Origin of the sequence: Prescottella subtropica (assembly GCF_005434945.1) — a bacterium.
GTDB lineage: Bacteria > Actinomycetota > Actinomycetes > Mycobacteriales > Mycobacteriaceae > Prescottella > Prescottella subtropica.
The window spans coordinates 68,720-85,715 of record NZ_SKCH01000011.1 but is presented as its reverse complement, the minus strand read 5'-3'; the positions used below and the strand labels follow the sequence as shown (position 1 = coordinate 85,715).

The 16,996-nt window shown below is 69.2% G+C and carries 15 protein-coding genes; 11 read left to right on the top strand and 4 right to left on the bottom strand.

Annotated features, from left to right (window positions below):
- Positions 1 to 15: 15 nt before the first annotated feature.
- The 6 genes from E0497_RS12140 to E0497_RS12115 are packed head-to-tail and all read left to right on the top strand — an operon-like array spanning position 16 to position 8,052.
- Positions 16 to 939 (top strand): glycosyltransferase, encoded by a 924-nt coding sequence (locus E0497_RS12140; RefSeq protein ID WP_161987414.1) that lies wholly within the window; start codon positions 16 to 18, stop codon positions 937 to 939.
- Positions 936 to 2,231 carry a lipopolysaccharide biosynthesis protein gene (locus E0497_RS12135; protein WP_137725048.1) on the top strand — a complete coding sequence of 432 codons (1,296 nt, stop codon included), beginning with the start codon at positions 936 to 938 and terminating at the stop codon, positions 2,229 to 2,231. Before E0497_RS12140 ends, E0497_RS12135 begins: the two co-directional genes overlap by 4 nt.
- Complete coding sequence (locus E0497_RS12130; protein WP_137725047.1) at positions 2,221 to 3,840, top strand: glycosyltransferase family 2 protein; 1,620 nt, start codon at positions 2,221 to 2,223, stop codon at positions 3,838 to 3,840. Before E0497_RS12135 ends, E0497_RS12130 begins: the two co-directional genes overlap by 11 nt.
- Positions 3,837 to 5,585 carry a hypothetical protein gene (locus E0497_RS12125; RefSeq protein WP_137725046.1) on the top strand — a complete coding sequence of 583 codons (1,749 nt, stop codon included), beginning with the start codon at positions 3,837 to 3,839 and terminating at the stop codon, positions 5,583 to 5,585. The genes E0497_RS12130 and E0497_RS12125 overlap by 4 nt, the downstream gene beginning before the upstream one ends.
- Positions 5,582 to 6,748 carry a glycosyltransferase family 4 protein gene (locus tag E0497_RS12120; protein ID WP_161987413.1) on the top strand — a complete coding sequence of 389 codons (1,167 nt, stop codon included), beginning with the start codon at positions 5,582 to 5,584 and terminating at the stop codon, positions 6,746 to 6,748. The genes E0497_RS12125 and E0497_RS12120 overlap by 4 nt, the downstream gene beginning before the upstream one ends.
- Before the next feature lie 41 nt (positions 6,749 to 6,789).
- Positions 6,790 to 8,052, top strand: coding sequence for a hypothetical protein (locus tag E0497_RS12115; RefSeq protein ID WP_137725044.1), 1,263 nt, complete (start codon positions 6,790 to 6,792; stop codon positions 8,050 to 8,052).
- A 35-nt stretch (positions 8,053 to 8,087) separates the two neighbouring features.
- Here the strand turns inward: E0497_RS12115 and E0497_RS12110 are convergent, their stop codons facing one another.
- From E0497_RS12110 to efeU, 4 genes are all read right to left on the bottom strand, one after another.
- Positions 8,088 to 8,963: a glycoside hydrolase family 16 protein gene (locus tag E0497_RS12110; RefSeq protein ID WP_137725043.1), complete on the bottom strand. Its 876-nt coding sequence runs from the start codon at positions 8,961 to 8,963 to the stop codon at positions 8,088 to 8,090.
- 171 nt (positions 8,964 to 9,134) lie between these two features.
- Positions 9,135 to 10,406: an iron uptake transporter deferrochelatase/peroxidase subunit gene (efeB, locus tag E0497_RS12105; RefSeq protein WP_137725042.1), complete on the bottom strand. Its 1,272-nt coding sequence runs from the start codon at positions 10,404 to 10,406 to the stop codon at positions 9,135 to 9,137.
- Positions 10,390 to 11,520, bottom strand: a complete 1,131-nt coding sequence (gene efeO / locus E0497_RS12100; RefSeq protein WP_137725041.1) for an iron uptake system protein EfeO — start codon at positions 11,518 to 11,520, stop codon at positions 10,390 to 10,392. The genes efeB and efeO overlap by 17 nt, the downstream gene beginning before the upstream one ends.
- Positions 11,521 to 11,546: 26 nt before the next feature.
- Positions 11,547 to 12,428: an iron uptake transporter permease EfeU gene (gene efeU / locus E0497_RS12095; protein WP_137725040.1), complete on the bottom strand. Its 882-nt coding sequence runs from the start codon at positions 12,426 to 12,428 to the stop codon at positions 11,547 to 11,549.
- 173 nt (positions 12,429 to 12,601) lie between these two features.
- Here efeU and E0497_RS12090 point away from each other — a divergent pair, with 173 nt between their 5' ends.
- From E0497_RS12090 to E0497_RS12070, 5 genes are all read left to right on the top strand, one after another.
- Positions 12,602 to 13,426, top strand: a complete 825-nt coding sequence (locus E0497_RS12090; RefSeq protein ID WP_421958339.1) for a lytic transglycosylase domain-containing protein — start codon at positions 12,602 to 12,604, stop codon at positions 13,424 to 13,426.
- 134 nt (positions 13,427 to 13,560) lie between these two features.
- Positions 13,561 to 14,856, top strand: coding sequence for a phosphopyruvate hydratase (gene eno / locus E0497_RS12085; RefSeq protein WP_137725039.1), 1,296 nt, complete (start codon positions 13,561 to 13,563; stop codon positions 14,854 to 14,856).
- Positions 14,856 to 15,470, top strand: coding sequence for an FtsB family cell division protein (locus tag E0497_RS12080; RefSeq protein ID WP_137725038.1), 615 nt, complete (start codon positions 14,856 to 14,858; stop codon positions 15,468 to 15,470). Before eno ends, E0497_RS12080 begins: the two co-directional genes overlap by 1 nt.
- Entirely contained in the window at positions 15,467 to 16,000 is a 534-nt protein-coding gene (locus E0497_RS12075; protein WP_137725037.1) for a DUF501 domain-containing protein, read from the top strand. The genes E0497_RS12080 and E0497_RS12075 overlap by 4 nt, the downstream gene beginning before the upstream one ends.
- Entirely contained in the window at positions 15,997 to 16,965 is a 969-nt protein-coding gene (locus tag E0497_RS12070; RefSeq protein WP_277751684.1) for a Ppx/GppA phosphatase family protein, read from the top strand. The genes E0497_RS12075 and E0497_RS12070 overlap by 4 nt, the downstream gene beginning before the upstream one ends.
- Positions 16,966 to 16,996: the final 31 nt, after the last annotated feature.

Below are 16,996 nucleotides of genomic sequence, written 5' to 3'. Positions count from 1 at the left end.
GTGCTGGGGGTGCCAGTGGGTGAGGTAACGGTCGTCATCGCGTGCTATTCGGAGGATCGGTGGGACTCGATCCGGGGGGCCGTGCGGTCGGTGCAGGCGCAGCAGTGCCCTCCCGTCGACATCGTCGTCGTGGTCGACCACAATCGTGTCCTCGCCGAACGGATACGCCGTGAGATCCCGGAGGTGATCGCGGTGTCCTACGACAACGGTCCTCGTGGTGCGTCCGGTGCCCGGAACGCCGGCGTGGAACGTGTGAGTACGCCGATCACGGCGTTCCTCGACGACGACGAGGCGGCCTGCCCGGACTGGCTCGAACACCTCGTGGCGCCGTTCGCTGATCCGGCCGTGGTCGGCACCGGGGGGCGCTATCGGGCGAACTGGGTCGCAGCGAAGCCCGGATGGTTTCCCGACGAGTTCGGGTGGGTGGTCGGTGACGCCTTCCTCGGGCTGCCGACCGAACAGGCCCGCGTGCGCAACGTGTGGAGCGGCAACATGGCGGTGCGCACGGCAGCGTTCCGGGCAGTCGGCGGCTTCCGCGTCGAGTTCGGAAAGCAAGGCGAGACCTCGCAACCGGAGGACACGGACCTGTGCATCAGGATGGCCGAGACCGATCCGGGCAGCCACTGGATCTACGTTCCGGATGCTGTCATCGACCACACGATCCCACCCGACCGTGGGCGGTTCGGCTACTTCCTGCGCCGCTGCTACCTCGAAGGCAAGGGCAAGGTCGAACTCGGCCGTGACGGACACCGCGGCGACCGCCTCGGCGACGAACGTAACTACGTCGCAACGGTGCTCACTCGGGGAATGCGGCGCTATCTGGTCGGACCGCATGCGTCGGCGGCCAAGGCCGCAGCAGTCCTCGCCGGAATCGGTTCCGCGGGAACGGGAGCGTTCGCCGCCTCGGTACGCCTCGGAACCAGGGGCGGTCCACAGTGACGGAGAAACTCGCGCGGCGCCCCCGCGGAGGTTCCAAACTGTACGTCGACGCCGCCTCGATGGCGTCGGCTCAGGTGCTCAACGCGGCCCTGGGCATGGCCTTCTGGGCGGTCGCGGCGCTTCTCCTGTCGCCTGCCGAACTCGGCGTCATGACCGCCCTTCTCGCGCTGGTGACCGCCCCGGCACAGGTCATCGGCACCGGAATCGGTGACGCCTACAGCGCCGTGATGCCGGCCGCAGGTTCTGCGCTATCCGCCGTGTACCGCTCCGGGCAGCGGATCTTCCTCGGTGTCGCGCTGCCCGTGGGGGTCCTCGCCGGTGTCGCCGGCATCACGATGCTTCCCGACGTTCGCCTGCACTGGAGCGTCGGAGCGCTCGTGCTCGTCGGTGTGGTGGTGTGGGGGCTGTTCGTTCTGCAGAACAGCACACTCGCAAGCCTGGGGCGGGCCGGCACCCTGCCCCTGGCCAACGGCCTGGCCAGCGCCGGGCGGATCGTCGTACTCGTCGCACTCGCCGCGTGGGCGAACTGGCAACCGATCGTCGTCGCGACGATCGTGTCCGGTGCCGTCGCCGTCGCTGTCCTGCACCGGATCATCGGCAAGACGGTGGTATCCGAATCGGAGGGGGTGCGGGCCGGCCGCTGGACGGCCCCGGAGGCCGTGCGCGAACTCACGCGCCTGTGCACACAGACCATCCCCGCCCAGACTCTGAGTATCGGTGTCCTTCTTCTGCTTCCGTTCCTGGTCACCGTGTATGCGGGACCCGCGCAGGGGGCCGTGTTCGCGCTGTCGATGAGTATCGTGCAGGCCCTCGAGTTCGTCGGGTCGTCGATGGGAACCTCGCTGGTCGTTCATGCGTCGAGAACGCCGGCGGAGAGTTCGTCGATGGCGCTCGTGCTGTTCGTGCGGGTCGCCGTGCTCGTCGCCGCCGGAGGAGTGGCCCTCTCCCTGGCCGCCCCGTTCGTATTCGGGATCCTCGATCCCGAATACCTCGGGGCAGGAGCGCAACTCGTCGTGATCCTGCTGTCGGTGGCGTCGTTGATCCGTACCGTGTTCGTCGTCTGGGCGGCACTCCAGCGGTCTCGACGCGACATCGCACCGCTGCTCCGCGCCAACGCGCTCTTCGCGGTGGTCCTCATGATCGCACTGGCGCCCCTGACCCTCTATTGGGGTGCGATCGGTGCTGCCTGTGCGCTCGTCGTAGCCCAAGCCGTGGCCAGTACGGCTGCGGTTCGTTCCGTCGCACGTCGTCGCGACGACATCAGGAAGCAGGTGTTCCGCCATGAAGTTTGAGGCAGCGACGACGAGTGGCGCCTCCACGCTGCGGCCGGTCATGGAACCCACCGGTGGCGCGGAGGCTGCCCGGGCATGGCCGGACGCAGTGTGGATCGGTCAACTCGACCTCGAGGACCTGCCGGATACCGGAGTCGTCCGCCTGGCCGGTGGTGTCGGCTACTCCCGTGCCCGGATCCTCGTCTGGTCGGTGGACCGGCCGGTGGCCTTCGTCGAGGCCGACGTACACGACGGGTACGTGTCGGTCGACGACGTCCGGGCGGGTCTCGGTGAACTGCCGCCGGTGACGGAGACCGATTCCGCAGCACGGCCGGTCTCGATCGTGATCTGCACGATGAATCGCCCGGACCACCTGCGGGAGGTTCTCGGTTCACTCCGATATCTCGACTATCCGGAATACGAAGTGATCGTCGTCGACAACGATCCGTCGTCGGGTCTGACCCCTCCGGTAGTCGCGGAGTTCGACGGGATGCGGATCGTCGACGCCCCCGAACGGGGACTGTCGAAGGCCCGCAACGTCGGCCTCGGCGCCGCCACCCACGATCTGGTCGCGTTCACCGACGACGACGTCGTCATCGACCACCGCTGGTTGCACCGACTCAACGAGGGGTTCGACGCGTCGACCGATGTCGTGCTGGTGAGCGGACTCGTACCCACCGGTGAACTGTCGACTCCGGCGCAGGCCTACTTCGACCGCCGGGTCAGTTGGTCGAAGAACCTCGGACGCGCCACCTACTCGATGGCGACACCGCCCGCCGAGGACCCGCTGTTCCCCTTCCAGGTCGGACGCTTCGGTACCGGAGCAAATTTTGCGGTCCGTCGCCGCGAGATCGTCGAACTCGGCGGATTCGACGAAGGACTCGGCGTGGGATCGCCTGCGGGTGGTGGCGAGGACATCGAGATGTTCGTCCGGGTGCTGCTGGCGGGCCGGAGCCTGGTCGTCGAACCCGCCGCGGTGGTGTGGCATCGGCATCGCGTCGACAGCACCGGCCTCGCGAAGCAGATCCGCGACTACGGGATCGGGCTGGGCGCATGGTTGACGATGCTGGCGGTACGGCCCCGGACCGCATCGATGTTGGCTCGCCGGGCGGTCCGCGGGATCACCCACTTCTCGTCCGTCTCGGTCCCGGGAGCCGACCGAGACGATCTCGGGCCGGATCTGGCGGCACTGCCGCGGACGGAGCGGCGTGCGGTTCTCGGCGGTCCACTCGCTCTCGCACGGTCACGCTGGGCCGGGAACCGAGCGCGACCGTTGACTCCCGGTACCGGGCTCGAGCCGCTCGTCGGAATCGCCTTGGCCGCATCGTCGTTCGGGTTCGTGGCCGCACTGCTCGGCCCGGGAGGCGTCGCCGTCGGTGTCGCGCTCGCGGTGTTCGTCCTGACCGGGCCCGGCGCCGCGATCCTGTCGTTCACGCCGAACCTACCGCGATACATGCTGGCGGCGACCGTCCCGACGGTCGGTCTCGCGGTGGTCGCCGTGTCGACGGTTCTGTCGGTGTCGACCGGCAACTATCGGCCGGTCCGCGACCTGCTGCTGCTGTGCGTGGCGACGGCCGGTCTCGCGACTGTCCGGGCCGTCGTGGTGCGGATGCGGGGACGGCGCAGGTGACCAGCATCGACGTACGAGCGGCCGCGGACGAGCGCGTGCCCGCCGCCACCTCGCCGACTCCGGTGCGGCATGCCCGGCGGAATGCGCTGACACCGTGGCTCCTCCCACTGGCTGCGGTGCTCTGCTGGGCGCTGAGTGCCGGATCCCTCGCGGACGCGCCGCCGTCGGACCTCGGGTTGCTGTTCGCGGCGTCGCCCCTGTTCGCGGTCGCGATCGTGCTCGCCGTCCTCGGGTTCGCGTTCGCTGTGCACCGTGACGACACACCTGCTGCGGTGGTATCGATCCTGGCTGTCACGCTCGCCCAGCGGACCGCGACGCTGATCGGTACCGACGTCCCGATGTACACGTGGACGTACAAGCATCTCGGCGTCACCGAGTTGATCCAGCAGGAACACGCGTCGGCTCGGGGCCTGGACATCTACAACGGGTGGCCGGGGTTGTTCGCTGCGACGGCGTGGGTATCGGAGTTGACCGGTATCTCCGCGACCACCGTCGCGCACTGGTCGACGATCCTCGTGCACCTGGCGATGGTCGGCTTGTTCTACTGCACGGCGCGTGCGTGGCGACTCGACCCGGCCGCCGCGCTCACGGCGACGATGCTGTTCGAGGTGCTCAACTGGGTGGCACAGGACTACTTCGCGCCGCAGGCCCTGGCGCTGGTGCTGACACTTGCCTTCCTCACGCTGGTCGGTGCCGCTCGGGAACACCCGGTCGCGGTCGCCCCGACGCTGGTGCTGTTCGCGGGCATCGTCGTCACCCACCAGTTGACGCCCTACTGGTTGCTGCTGGTCCTCGGCGCGCTGACCGTGTTCCGACTCGTGCGGCCGTGGTGGCTGGTGTGCGTCTGTGCGGCCATGGCACTGGCGTTCCTCGCCTACAACTGGGACAGCGCCGGCGATTTCGCCACGTTCTCGTTCGATCTGGCGGAGAACTCGAAATCCAACCTGTCCGGTGCCGACCTGAATCCCGCGAGCGGTCAGGTGGTCACGAGCACCGTCATGCGGATACTCACGGCAACGGTGCTCGGCGCGAGCGTCCTCTCGGTGATCTGGCTCCGACGCAAGCGCTACCCCGTCCTTCCGCTCGCGATTCTCGCGTTCGCGCCGTTGGCGATCCTCGGTGGGCAGGGGTACGGCGGCGAGGCCATCTTCCGGATCTTCCTGTACTGCCTCGTCGGGTGCTGTCTGCTGCTCGCGATCCCGACGACTCGGCTGTTGCGGTCCTCGGGACTCGGCGCGTGTATCGGCGCGGTGGTGCTGGTCGCGGTGACGACGGCGTCGGCGCAGGCGTACCTGGGCGCCTGGTTCGCGTACCTCGTGAAACCGTCCTATGTGGCAGCCGCGTCCGACCTGCTCGCGCACGGCACCGTGCCGGCGGTACTGCGGTTGCCGTCACCGGCCTGGCCCGACCGTCCGACGAGCGACTACGTGAGATTCGCTCGCGCCGACCCGAAATTCGATACGTGGCCGTTCGACGTGACCGACCTGCACGGCATCAGCTTCGACAACGATGCCGACTATGCGGCGTTCGAGTCCGCTTTCGTGGACCGGCAGCGGGTCACCTACTTCGCGATGTCGGATCAGATGGTCTTCTACAACCGGTACTTCGGGCTGCTCCCGGCGGAGGCCCTGCCGAATCTGGAGACGCGCATTCGCGCCGACCCGGAATGGCTGGTCGTCGACGAAGGCGACGACTACGTCGTGTTCGAACATCGCCCGACCGTCGTGAACGGAGCCACCCGATGACTGTTGCAGGTCGGCAGCGGATCCTGACGTCGACGCTGGGCGCCGAGGTGACGGGGATCGAGCACAGTCTCATCCGGGTTGCGCCCCGACTCCGGGACCGTGGAGCCGACATGGTCCTCGCGGCGCCCGCCGGTGGTGGACTGGAAAAGCGGTGGACGGCACTGGGACTCGAGTTCATCGCTCTTCCCGGTGTCGAACGGTCCGGATTTCGGGATGCGGACGGGAACGCGAGTTCGCCCCGTACTCTGGCTCGCCAGCTTCGGCTCGGTGCCGAGTGGATTCGTGCCATGCTGCCCCACGCCCGCACTGCCGACATTGTCCACTCGAATTCGGTTCTGTCGCATATCGATTGTGTCGTCCTGGGGCGAATGGCCCGGACTCCCGTGGTCCTCGAACTGCACGATGTCCTCGATCCCGGGATAGGTCGGACGGTCCTGAGTGCCGCCGTGCGAGGTGCCACCGAGACGATCGCGGTGAGTGAGGTGGCCAAAGCGCAGTTGTCGCAGGCCGCTCGACGCTCGGCGCGCGTGCTGACCCAGGCCGTCGATACGGACGTCTTCACGCCGGGGCCGGCCTCCCCGGAAGTGCGATCCCTCCTGAGCACGTCGCCGAATTCTCCGCTCGTCGCCGCGGTCGGCCGCATCGATCCGGCGAAGGGACTCCACCATCTCCTCGACGCGGTCGCACATGCACGAGCGCTCGGCGTCGACATGCACCTGGCGATCGTCGGCGCCCCGGGCACCGACAGCGGACGCTACCTCGACATGTTGCGTCGGCGAGCCGCGGAGACCCTGCCCGGAGCACACCGATTCGTCGGCCTCCGGGACGATGTCGTCGCGGTCCTGCGTTCCATCGACGTGCTGTCGGCGCCCTCGGTGTGCGAGCCGTTCGGTCTGGGCGTGGCCGAGAGCCTGGCCTGCGGGACACCCGTCGTGGTCAGCCCTGCCGGCGGCTTCCTGGACTACATCCGGGACGGGCACAACGGCGTGATGTGTGATCCGTCGGACCGCATCGGGTATGCCGAAGCGCTCGTCGACGCGTGCGAGAACACGGCCCTGCGGACACGACTGAGTACGGCGGGCGTCTCGACGGTTCGTGCCAGACACAGTGCCGACTGTCGGGCGGATGCGCTGGCGGACCTGTATCGGGAGGTTGCACGATGATTGCCGATCATCTCGGGCAGTTCACACCTCGGGATGCCTGAATGGGCACGTACCGTGTGACCGAACTCGATCGGCTGCGTGCCGCCGACCGGTCCGTGACCGTCGCCGGCCCGGTCGACATCGGTTCGGTGGACGACCTGCGGGCGGCGCTCGTGCAGTTCGCCGGGGTGGGGCCGCAGACGAGGGCCGGACTCGTGGCATCCGGAACGAGCACCGAGTGGGTGTACGACCCTGACGCGGTGGCCGGCGCGGTCGACGAGCTACCGGCGACCCCACCCGACGAGATCGGTGGTCTCGCGGCGCGTCTGCGCACCCGGGACCTCGGAGCGGCCTCGATACGGATGACGCTGTCCGGTACCTATGTCGCACTCGATTGCTCGCACGGTATCGCGGACGGCCGAGTCCAGGCGGCGATGCTGGGTATCGTCACGCGTGCCGCGCAGGTCGGTGAGGTGCCGGACGCGTGGTCTCGACCGGAGGATCGGTTCCTCGTCGCGAGGGCGGTCGCCCGCACCTTCGGATCGGATCCGCGACGGGTGGCGAGTCTGTGTCGAGACCGTCGGACGGCACGTCACCGGGCTGCGGGGGTGGACGGCGCAGTCGACCTGGAGGCACCCCCGTGGCAGCCGTCGTCGGCCTCCCGCTACTCGCGGCAGGGCCCGGACGTCATCCGTGCGCTCCGCCGGTGGCGCGATACGTCCGCGCAGGGGGCGTCGATGCGTGCCGTCACCTTGACCGCGTTCGCGGAGGCGGTGCGCCAGGTCGGGATTCCGACTGCCCCGCGGGTCCACATCCTCGTCGACGCTCGACGATTCCTGTCCCGGGACGTCGTGTGCAACGGCAACTTCGCTGTGGGACTGGATATTCCGGAGACGTGCAGTCCGGTCGAGGCCACCGTCGAGATCGTGCGGGCGATGCGGACGGGCCGGCCACTCGCGACGTTGGGTGCCGTCTCCGTGAAGTCGATGCTGGCGCGGCGTCGTCCGCCTGTCCGGCCCCCTTCCGGACCCGACCTGCGCGGGTGCCCGACACCGGCTCGGATCGCCTACTCCGACATCGGTCGGGTTCCCGAAACAGGCGGGGTGTCGTGGTCCGCGGTCGCCACCGAACGACACTGTGCAGTGTTCACCGATCCGTCCGGGCCGGACGGGATCACCTTCGTCGGCGTCGAGATCGACGGAACCCGCCATCTCTCGGTGTCGTTCCACGACAATGTATTCGATGCGGATTCGGTGCAACGTGCACTGGACCTGGTGGCCGTCGACCCTGTAGCCCTGCTCGAATCCGCGATGCCGGTGCGGTAGCGTCGGGGACCGTCGGATTCAGGACTGTCGATGATTCAGGACTGCTGATACAGCCGGATCCAGTCGACGAGCATCGTGGCCGGGAACCTCGTGGTCTCGTCGACCGGACCGGGCCAGTCCCCGCCGACGGCCAGATTGAGGATGACGTAGGACGGAGCGTCGAACACCCAGTGTTCGTTCCCGCGGAGGTCCGCGCGATCCAACTCGAACATCGGACGTCCGTCGATGAACGTCTGGATGTGGCCCGGGGTGCGCAGGATGCCGTAGGTGTGGAAGTCCGCCGTCAGGTCGACCCCGCCTGTGTCACCGCCGACGCTGCGCTTCCACGGTGCGGAGTCGACGCTGGATACGGACGTGGATGTGGACGTGGGGCCGTGCACCCCGGAGTTGAACGTCCGCCCGTCGTTGATGGATTCGATGACGTCGATCTCTCCGGAAGCGGGCCACCCCACCGTGTCGATGTTGCTGCCGAGCAGCCAGAACGCAGGATGCATCCCCTGCCCACCGGCGAGCTTGATCCGCGCTTCCATGTACCCGTACGTGAAGTCGTGTTTTCCCCGGGTCACCAGCCGTGCCGAGGTGATCGTGTCACCGTGGTGTCGGGCCTCCACCACCAGGTTGCCGGCGCCGTCCAGGCGCGAATTCTCCCGTGCGTCGGTGTAGACCTGCTTCTCGTTGTTGCCCCAACCGCCTTTCAAGTCGTAGCCCCAGACGACGGGATCGGGTGCGGTGTTCACCGGACCGTCGAACTCGTCATCGAGGACGAGGGAGTACCCGGGCGGCGCGGCGTTCACCGGTGGGGCGGTCGGGGACAGGACGGCGGTGCAGAGAGTGGCTGCGGACACGACCGTCGCGGCGCGACCGAGCCGTGTTGCCGTGATGCGGTGACGTCCGACCGGGAGGAGGCGCATGACAGGACCGTATGGGAGATCGGTGTCACGCCCTTCCCGAAGTACACAGCATTGTCGATTCCGTTACAGGCGAACATCATTCCGCAACAGAGTCGTTGTGGGACGTGCTGTCGCGAAATGATGTTCGCGGCACTCGCTCGCCGCGCCCCACCCATATCGGCACGTCCGGGATCAGTCGAACAGCGTCGACCCCCAGTAGCCGCTGTCCCCGACTCCCGGTGGGACCGCGAACACGGCGGACCCGACGTGCTGGATGTATTCGTTGAGGGCGTCGTTGCGGGCCAGGTTCTGCTGCATCGGCACGAACTGCTGCTGCGGGTCGCGGCAGTAGGCGATGAAGAACAGTCCGGCGTCGAGGTGCCCGAAACCGTCGGTGCCGTCGGTGAAGTTGTAGCCGCGGCGCAGGATCTGGATGCCACCCAACTCCTCCGCCGACGCCAGTCGGACGTGGGCGTCCTTGTCGATGACGGGTTTGCCGCCGGCGCCCTTCGCGTCGAGTTGCAGGTCGTCGAACTCGTCCTTGCGGCCGAGCGGCGCGCCGCTGCCCTTGGCGCGTCCGAACACCCGCTCCTGCTCGTGCAGGGTGGTGCGGTCCCACGGTTCGATGAGCATGCGGATGCGTCGGGCCACCAGGTAGGAGCCGCCCGCGAGCCACGCCTGCTCGTCGGCGCCGTCCACCCACACGTGCTCGTCGAGGGCGGCCGGATCCTCGGCCTTGATGTTGCGGGTGCCGTCCTTGAACCCGAACAGGTTCCGGGGCGTCGACTGTGATGTCGACGTCGACGACGTGCGCCCGAACCCGAGTTGCGACCAGCGCACCGCCACCACCCCGAACCCGACCCGGGCCAGGTTGCGGACGGCGTGCACGGCCACCTGCGGGTCGTCGGCGCACGCCTGGATCGCGAGGTCGCCGCCGGAGCGGGCCGGGTCGAGGGCGTCGCCGGTGAACTTCGGCAGATCCGCCAGCGCGGCCGGACGCCTGCCGGCGAGACCGAACCGGTCCCTGCCGTCCTTGACGAACAGCGACGGACCGAACCCGATCGTCAGCGTCAGCTTCGACGCCGTCAGGTCGAGCGCCTCACCGGTGTCGGACGGCGGGTGGTACTCGCCGGCGCCGGTCGCGCCGTTCTCGGTGGCCTCGTCGCCGGCGGTCATCCGCTCGGCCATCGCCGTCCACGTCTGCAGCAGCGCGACCAGTTCGTCCCGCGACTCGGTGATCACGTCGAACGCCACGAAGTGCATGCGATCCTGCGCGGGGGTGACGATCCCGGCCTGGTGGACGCCGTGGAACTCGACGGTGTGCGACGGCGTCTCGGCCGGTGCGGTCGCCCGGCCGACGACGGCACCGGTCCCGGCGAGGACGGCACCCGCCCCGACGGCACCGAACAGGCGCCGCCGCGAGATCTGATTCTTGTCCTGCTGCGTCTTATCCTGCGATGACACCCTGGACCTGGCTCACCTCGGCGGACAGTGCGTCGATCTTCTGCGACAGGACCTGCCGCTGCGGTTCGGTGACGGTGTCGTACGCGACGAAGCCGTCACCGGCGCGGAACGTGGCGAGTTCGGCGTCGAGGTCGGCGAACCGCTGGTCGATCCGCGCCGCGAGTTCCGGGTTGCGGTCGTCGAGGATCGGGCGGACCGCCGCGATCGCAGCCTGCGAGCCGTCGACGTTGGCCTGGAAGTCGTACAGGTCGGTGTGCGAGAAGATGTCCTCCTCGCCGGTGATCTTGGTGCGGGCGATCTCGTCGAGCAGAGTCTGCGCGCCGCCCGCCACCTGGATCGGGTCGACGTCGAAGTCGGGGGAGTCGACGCCGTCGGCCAGTTCCTGCAGGTCGGCGAGGAGCCGGTCGGCGATCGCATTCGTGTCGGGTTGCAGCCCCGTCACCCACAGGTCCTTCTCGAGCCGGTGGAAACCGGTCCAGTTCCAGCCCGGCTCGACGTCCACCTCGCGCAGGTCGACCCGCGGATCGAGGTCGTCGGGGAAGCTCTCGGCGACCGGCTCGATGCGCTCGTAGTAGGTGCGGGTCAGTGGGTACTGCGCCTTCGCGGCCGCCACGTCACCCGCCTTGATCGCGGCCACGAACGTCGCGGCCGTCTCCTGCAGGGCCGTGAGCTGACTGTCGATGTACCGCTTGTAGCCGGCCGCGGCGTCGGCCAGGCGGCCGTCCTGGTCGGTGGCGGCCACCGAATCGCCGGTCACCGTGAACGCGGTGCGGATGCCGTCGCCGACCATGCCCGGCTTGCACGCGGTGTGGTACGTCCCGGCCTCGGCGAGATTGACGATGAGCTGCCGCGTCAGACCCGGCCCGACGTTCTCGACCTCACCCATCACCCGATCGCCCGCGCCGTACACGTAGAACTCGGTGACCTTCGAGCCGTTGTTGGTGATCGCGAACGTCGTGTTGCCGGTCCCGGCGGACGTCGCGGACACGTCGCACGTGGTGTCGGTGGCGGTCACCGTGACGGTGCCGTCGCCGGACGCGGACTTGGACGTGCACGCCGCGAGAGCGAGGGGAGCGATCGCCAGCAGGGCGAGCGCGGAGGTGGTACGACGCACGGGAAGAGCCTTTCGGAAGAGATTCGCTAGGAAGCGGTGACGAGCTGTGCCGCAGCCGGTTTCGGTGCAACCGGCCGCAGGAACAGCGGCATCACGATCACCAGGTAGGCGACCCAGACGACCGCCTGCAGGACGGTCGGATCGGGGCGGAAGTTGAAGATGCCCTGCAGGACGGTGCCGTACCAGCTGGAGGTGTCGAACACCGACGACGCGTCGAACGCGAGGGTCGATCCGCCCGGCAGCCAGCCGGCGATCTGCAGGGCCCGCACGCCGTAGGCGAGGATCCCGGCCGCGACCACGACGAGGAACGCACCGGTCCAGCGGAAGAAGCGGGCGAAGTCGATCCGGACGGCACCGATGTACAGCAGCACCGTCAGGACGGCGGCGACGGCGATGCCGAGCAGCAGTCCGACCAGCGGCCACATGCTGCCCGCGGTGTTCTCGGCGTACCCGACCAGCAGCAGCGCGGTCTCGACGCCCTCGCGGCCGACCGCGAAGAACGCCAGCAATGCCACCGCACCGGGACCGACGGACAGGGCCCGGTCCATACCGGCCCGCAGGTGCCCGGAGATGGACGCCGCCGCGGTGCGCATCCACAGCACCATCGCGGTGACGATGCAGACCGCCACGAGCGACGCCAGGCCGCTGATCAGTTCGGCCGCCACACCGGTGACGGTCGACGTGCCGAAGTGGACGACCGCGAAGATCGCGGCGACCATGACGACGGCCGTACCGACCCCCACCCACACCCATTTCAGGGCGTCGCGGCGACCGGACTTGACGAGGAACGCGACGAGGATCATCACGACGATGCCGGTCTCGAGGCCCTCCCGGACCCCGATGAGTCCGCTGCCGAACAACTGTGTCGCGATGGAGGGCGCGCTGGCGCCGGCGGCGAGGACGGTCATGTCGTGCACTCCTGGATCGAGTCGGAACAGAAGTGAACGTAGCATCACCTAACTAGTCACGAAAAGCGCCCCCACCTGGTCTTTTATGACCGTAATGTTCTGTTGGTCGCATTTCCGTCGAGCGTCGCAACCGCGCGGTCCGGATGATGGACGCCGTGACCAGACGTATCGCGATCGCACCCGAGCCGCCGCGGGGCTACCCGGGGCCACCGGCCGGGTTCCCGCAGCAACCCCCACGCCGGCCCCGCCGACGACTGCGGACACTGTTCGCAGCGGCGTCCGCGCTCGCGGTGGGAGTCGGGGTGATCGTGATCTCGGCGGGCCTCGACGATGTCGGTCCGCACAGCCCCCGCATCGAGATCCCCGACGGCATCCCGCCCGGCCCCGGCGAGCCCTTGCCGCCGATCGATGTCGACGCCCCCGGCCGCACCGCGAACCAGTTACGGGACTGGGCGGCACCGCTGTCCGACGAACTCGGGATCTCCCCGACCGCGCTCGAGGCGTACGGCTACGCGGCCGCCGTCATGGCCCGGTCGAGCCCCGGTTGCGGCATCGGATGGACGACACTCGCCGGGATCGCCGCCGTCGAGAGCAGGCACGGCACCTACCGGGGCGCTCGGGTGGGCGACGACGGATCGGTGCGCCCCGCCATCCGCGGCATCCCCCTCGACGGCTCGCCCGGCGTCGCCGAGATCCCCGACACCGACGGCGGCGCCATGGACGGCGACGCCACCCACGACCGGGCGATGGGCCCGCTGCAGTTCATCCCCGAAACCTGGGCGCGGTGGGGCGTCGACGCCAACGGGGACGGCGTCGTCGACCCCGACAACATCGACGACGCGGCCCTCACCGCGGCCCGCTACCTGTGCGCTCGCGGCGGCGACCTCACCACCGAGGACGGCTGGCGCACCGCACTGATGGCCTACAACCTGTCCGGCGAATACCTCATGGACGTGCGCGATCGGGCCGCCGCCTACTCGGTGGGGGTCCGTCGATGACCGTGCCGGTGACCGGCGTCGTGCGCGTCCCGCGACGGGAGTCGGTTACTGCCGTTAGGCTCGGACCTGGCACTATTCATGCGGCGGCACAGGCCGTTTTCACCTGCACGTAAGACAATCAAGGAGAAGCATTCGTGGCCATCATTGAGCAGGTCGGAGCTCGCGAAATCCTCGACTCCCGTGGCAACCCCACGGTGGAGGTCGAGGTTCTGCTCGAGGACGGCAGCTTCGCCCGCGCAGCCGTTCCGTCGGGAGCCTCCACCGGTGAGCACGAGGCCGTCGAACTGCGTGACGGTGGCGACCGCTACCTGGGCAAGGGCGTCCAGAAGGCCGTCGAGTCCGTGCTCGGCGAGATCGCGCCGGCCATCATCGGCCTGGACGCCACCGAGCAGCGCACCGTCGACCAGGCCCTCCTCGATGCCGACGGCACCCCGGACAAGTCGCGTCTCGGTGCGAACGCCCTCCTCGGTGCGTCGCTCGCCGTGGCCCGCGCCGGCGCCGAGGCGTCCGGCCTGGACCTGTTCCGCTACGTCGGCGGCCCCAACGCGCACGTGCTGCCCGTCCCGATGATGAACATCATCAACGGTGGCGCCCACGCCGACAGTGGCGTCGACGTCCAGGAGTTCATGATCGCGCCGATCGGTGCGTCCACCTTCAAGGAGTCCCTGCGCTGGGGTGCCGAGGTGTACCACTCGCTCAAGGCCGTCCTCAAGGCCAAGGGCCTGTCCACCGGACTCGGCGACGAGGGCGGCTTCGCGCCCAACCTGGCCGGTACCAAGGAGGCGCTGGACCTGATCGCGGAGGCCGTCGCCAAGACCGGCCTGAAGCTGGGCACCGACATCGCGCTGGCACTCGACGTCGCGGCCACCGAGTTCTACACCGACGGCACCGGCTACAAGTTCGAGGGCAAGATCCGCACCGCTGACGAGATGAGCGCGTTCTACGCCGAGCTGCTCGCCGCGTACCCGCTGGTCTCGATCGAGGATCCGCTGGACGAGGACGACTGGACCGGCTGGGTCTCGCTCACCGAGCAGATCGGCAACAAGATCCAGCTCGTCGGCGACGACCTGTTCGTCACCAACCCGGAGCGCCTCGAAGAGGGCATCGCCAAGGGCGCCGCGAACGCACTGCTGGTCAAGGTCAACCAGATCGGCACGCTCACCGAGACCCTCGACGCCGTCGACCTCGCGCACCGCAGCGGCTACAAGACCATGATGAGCCACCGCTCCGGCGAGACCGAGGACACCACGATCGCCGACCTGGCCGTCGCGGTCGGCAGCGGCCAGATCAAGACCGGTGCCCCGGCCCGCTCCGAGCGTGTCGCCAAGTACAACCAGCTGCTGCGCATCGAGGAACTCCTCGGTGACGCTGCCCGCTACGCAGGCGACCTGGCCTTCCCGCGCTTCGTGTTCGACGGTGCCGCCAACTGATGAGTCAGCGCGGTAGGTCGCGGTCCGGTCGCCCCACCCCCGGTGGGCGGCCGGACCGCGGCGGTGCCGGATCGGATCCGGGGTCTCGTCGACCCCGCCGGGTCCGATCCGGCCCACCTACCGACCCCGCCGCCGACGCGGCGACCGACGCGACCACCCCGTCCCGTGCCCGCTCCGTGCGGCGCACGGGACGGGGGGCGTCGCGGACCGGAACGGAACGCACGTTCCTCGGCCTGTCCACGGTGCAGGCCGTCGTGCTCGGAGTGGTGCTCTGCGCGCTGGCGCTGACTCTCGCGGTGCCGCTGCGCACCTATCTCGCGCAGCGCTCCGAGGCCGACCGGCTCGCTGCCGAACAGGTGGAACTCGAGAGGCATCTCGAAGAACTCCAGTGGCAGCAGGAGCAGATCGAAGATCCGAAGTGGATCGAATCCCAGGCCCGGGAACGTCTCGGCCTGGTCCGGCCGGGGGAGACCCCGTACAAGGTCCAGTTGCCCGGCGACTGGACGCCGCCGGAACCGGACGTGCCGGAAGCCCCGCCGTCCACCGGCGCCTGGCACAGCGACCTGTGGCAGCGCCTCGTCGAACAACCAGAACCAGGAGTACCCACCGGGTGAGCGAATCGTCCGTCCCCCAGGAAGACCTCGATGCCGTGGAGGCCCAGCTGGGTCGTGTCCCGCGCGGCGTGCTCGCGATCGCGTACCGCTGCCCGGACGGCCGGCCCGGCGTCGTCAAGACCGCGCCCCGGCTACCCGACGGCACCCCGTTCCCCACCCTGTACTACCTCACCGATCCCCGGCTGACCGCCGAGGCGAGCCGCCTCGAGTCGGCCGGTGTGATGCGGGAGATGACCGAACGTCTCGGCGCCGACACCGAACTCGCGGCCGCGTACCTGCGGGCGCACGAGTCGTACCTGAGTGAGCGCAACGAGATCGATTCCCTCGGAACGGATTTCACGGGCGGCGGCATGCCGGACCGGGTCAAGTGCCTGCACGTGCTGATCGCGCACTCCCTCGCCAAGGGGCCGGGCGTCAACCCGCTCGGCGACGAAGCCGTCTCGCTGGCCGCGCAGGGCACCCTGCGGGGCACTGCGATTCCCGCCGACTGGCCCGAATACACCGGACCGTTCACGGACGACGAGGCGTGACCGTGGCCGTCGCCCGGGTCGCCGCGATCGACTGCGGTACCAACTCGATCCGGCTGCTCGTCTCCGACGTCGACGCAGCCGGCCGGCTCACCGACGTGACCCGGCTGATGCGGATCGTGCGGCTCGGGCAGGGCGTCGACGCCACCGGCGCGTTCGCCCCCGAAGCGATCGCACGCACCCGGGTGGCGCTCGAGGAGTACGCGGGCATCATCCGCGACACCGGCGCCACCGCCGTCCGGATGGTCGCCACCTCCGCCACCCGCGACGCGTCGAACCGCGACGACTTCTTCGCGATGACCCGCGACGTGCTCGGCGCAGTGATCCCGGGCGCGCAGGCCGAGGTCATCACCGGTGACGAGGAGGCGCGCCTGTCGTTCGCCGGGGCCGTCGGGGAACTCGACCCGTCCGAGGGTCCGTTCGTGGTCGTCGACCTCGGCGGCGGCTCCACCGAGGTCGTCCTCGGCGGCACCGACGGTGTGCACACCGCGCACTCCACCGACGTCGGCTGCGTGCGCGTCACCGAACGCTGCCTCCACGACGATCCGCCCACCGCCGAGCAGCTGGCCGCCGCCCGCGCATTCGCATCCGAGCGGCTCGCCGACGCCTTCGAGCGGGTGCCCGTCGAGCAGGCCCGCACCTGGGTCGGGGTCGCCGGCACCATGACGACGCTGTCCGCGATCGCCCAGGACCTGCCCGAGTACGACGCCGACCGCGTCCACCTGTCCCGCCTCGGTCTCGACCAGGTCCACGCCGTCGCCCAGCGTCTCGTCACCATGACCCACGACGACCGTGCCGCACTCGGCCCCATGCACCCGGGCCGCGTCGACGTCATCGGCGGCGGCGCCGTCGTCACAACCGTCCTCGCCGACGAACTCGCCCGCCGCGCCGGAATCCGCGAACTCGTCGTCAGTGAACACGACATCCTCGACGGCATCGCCATGTCCGTCCCAGTCGACAGGTCGTGAAATAGCTCACTGTTTTCTGTGCCTACACTGT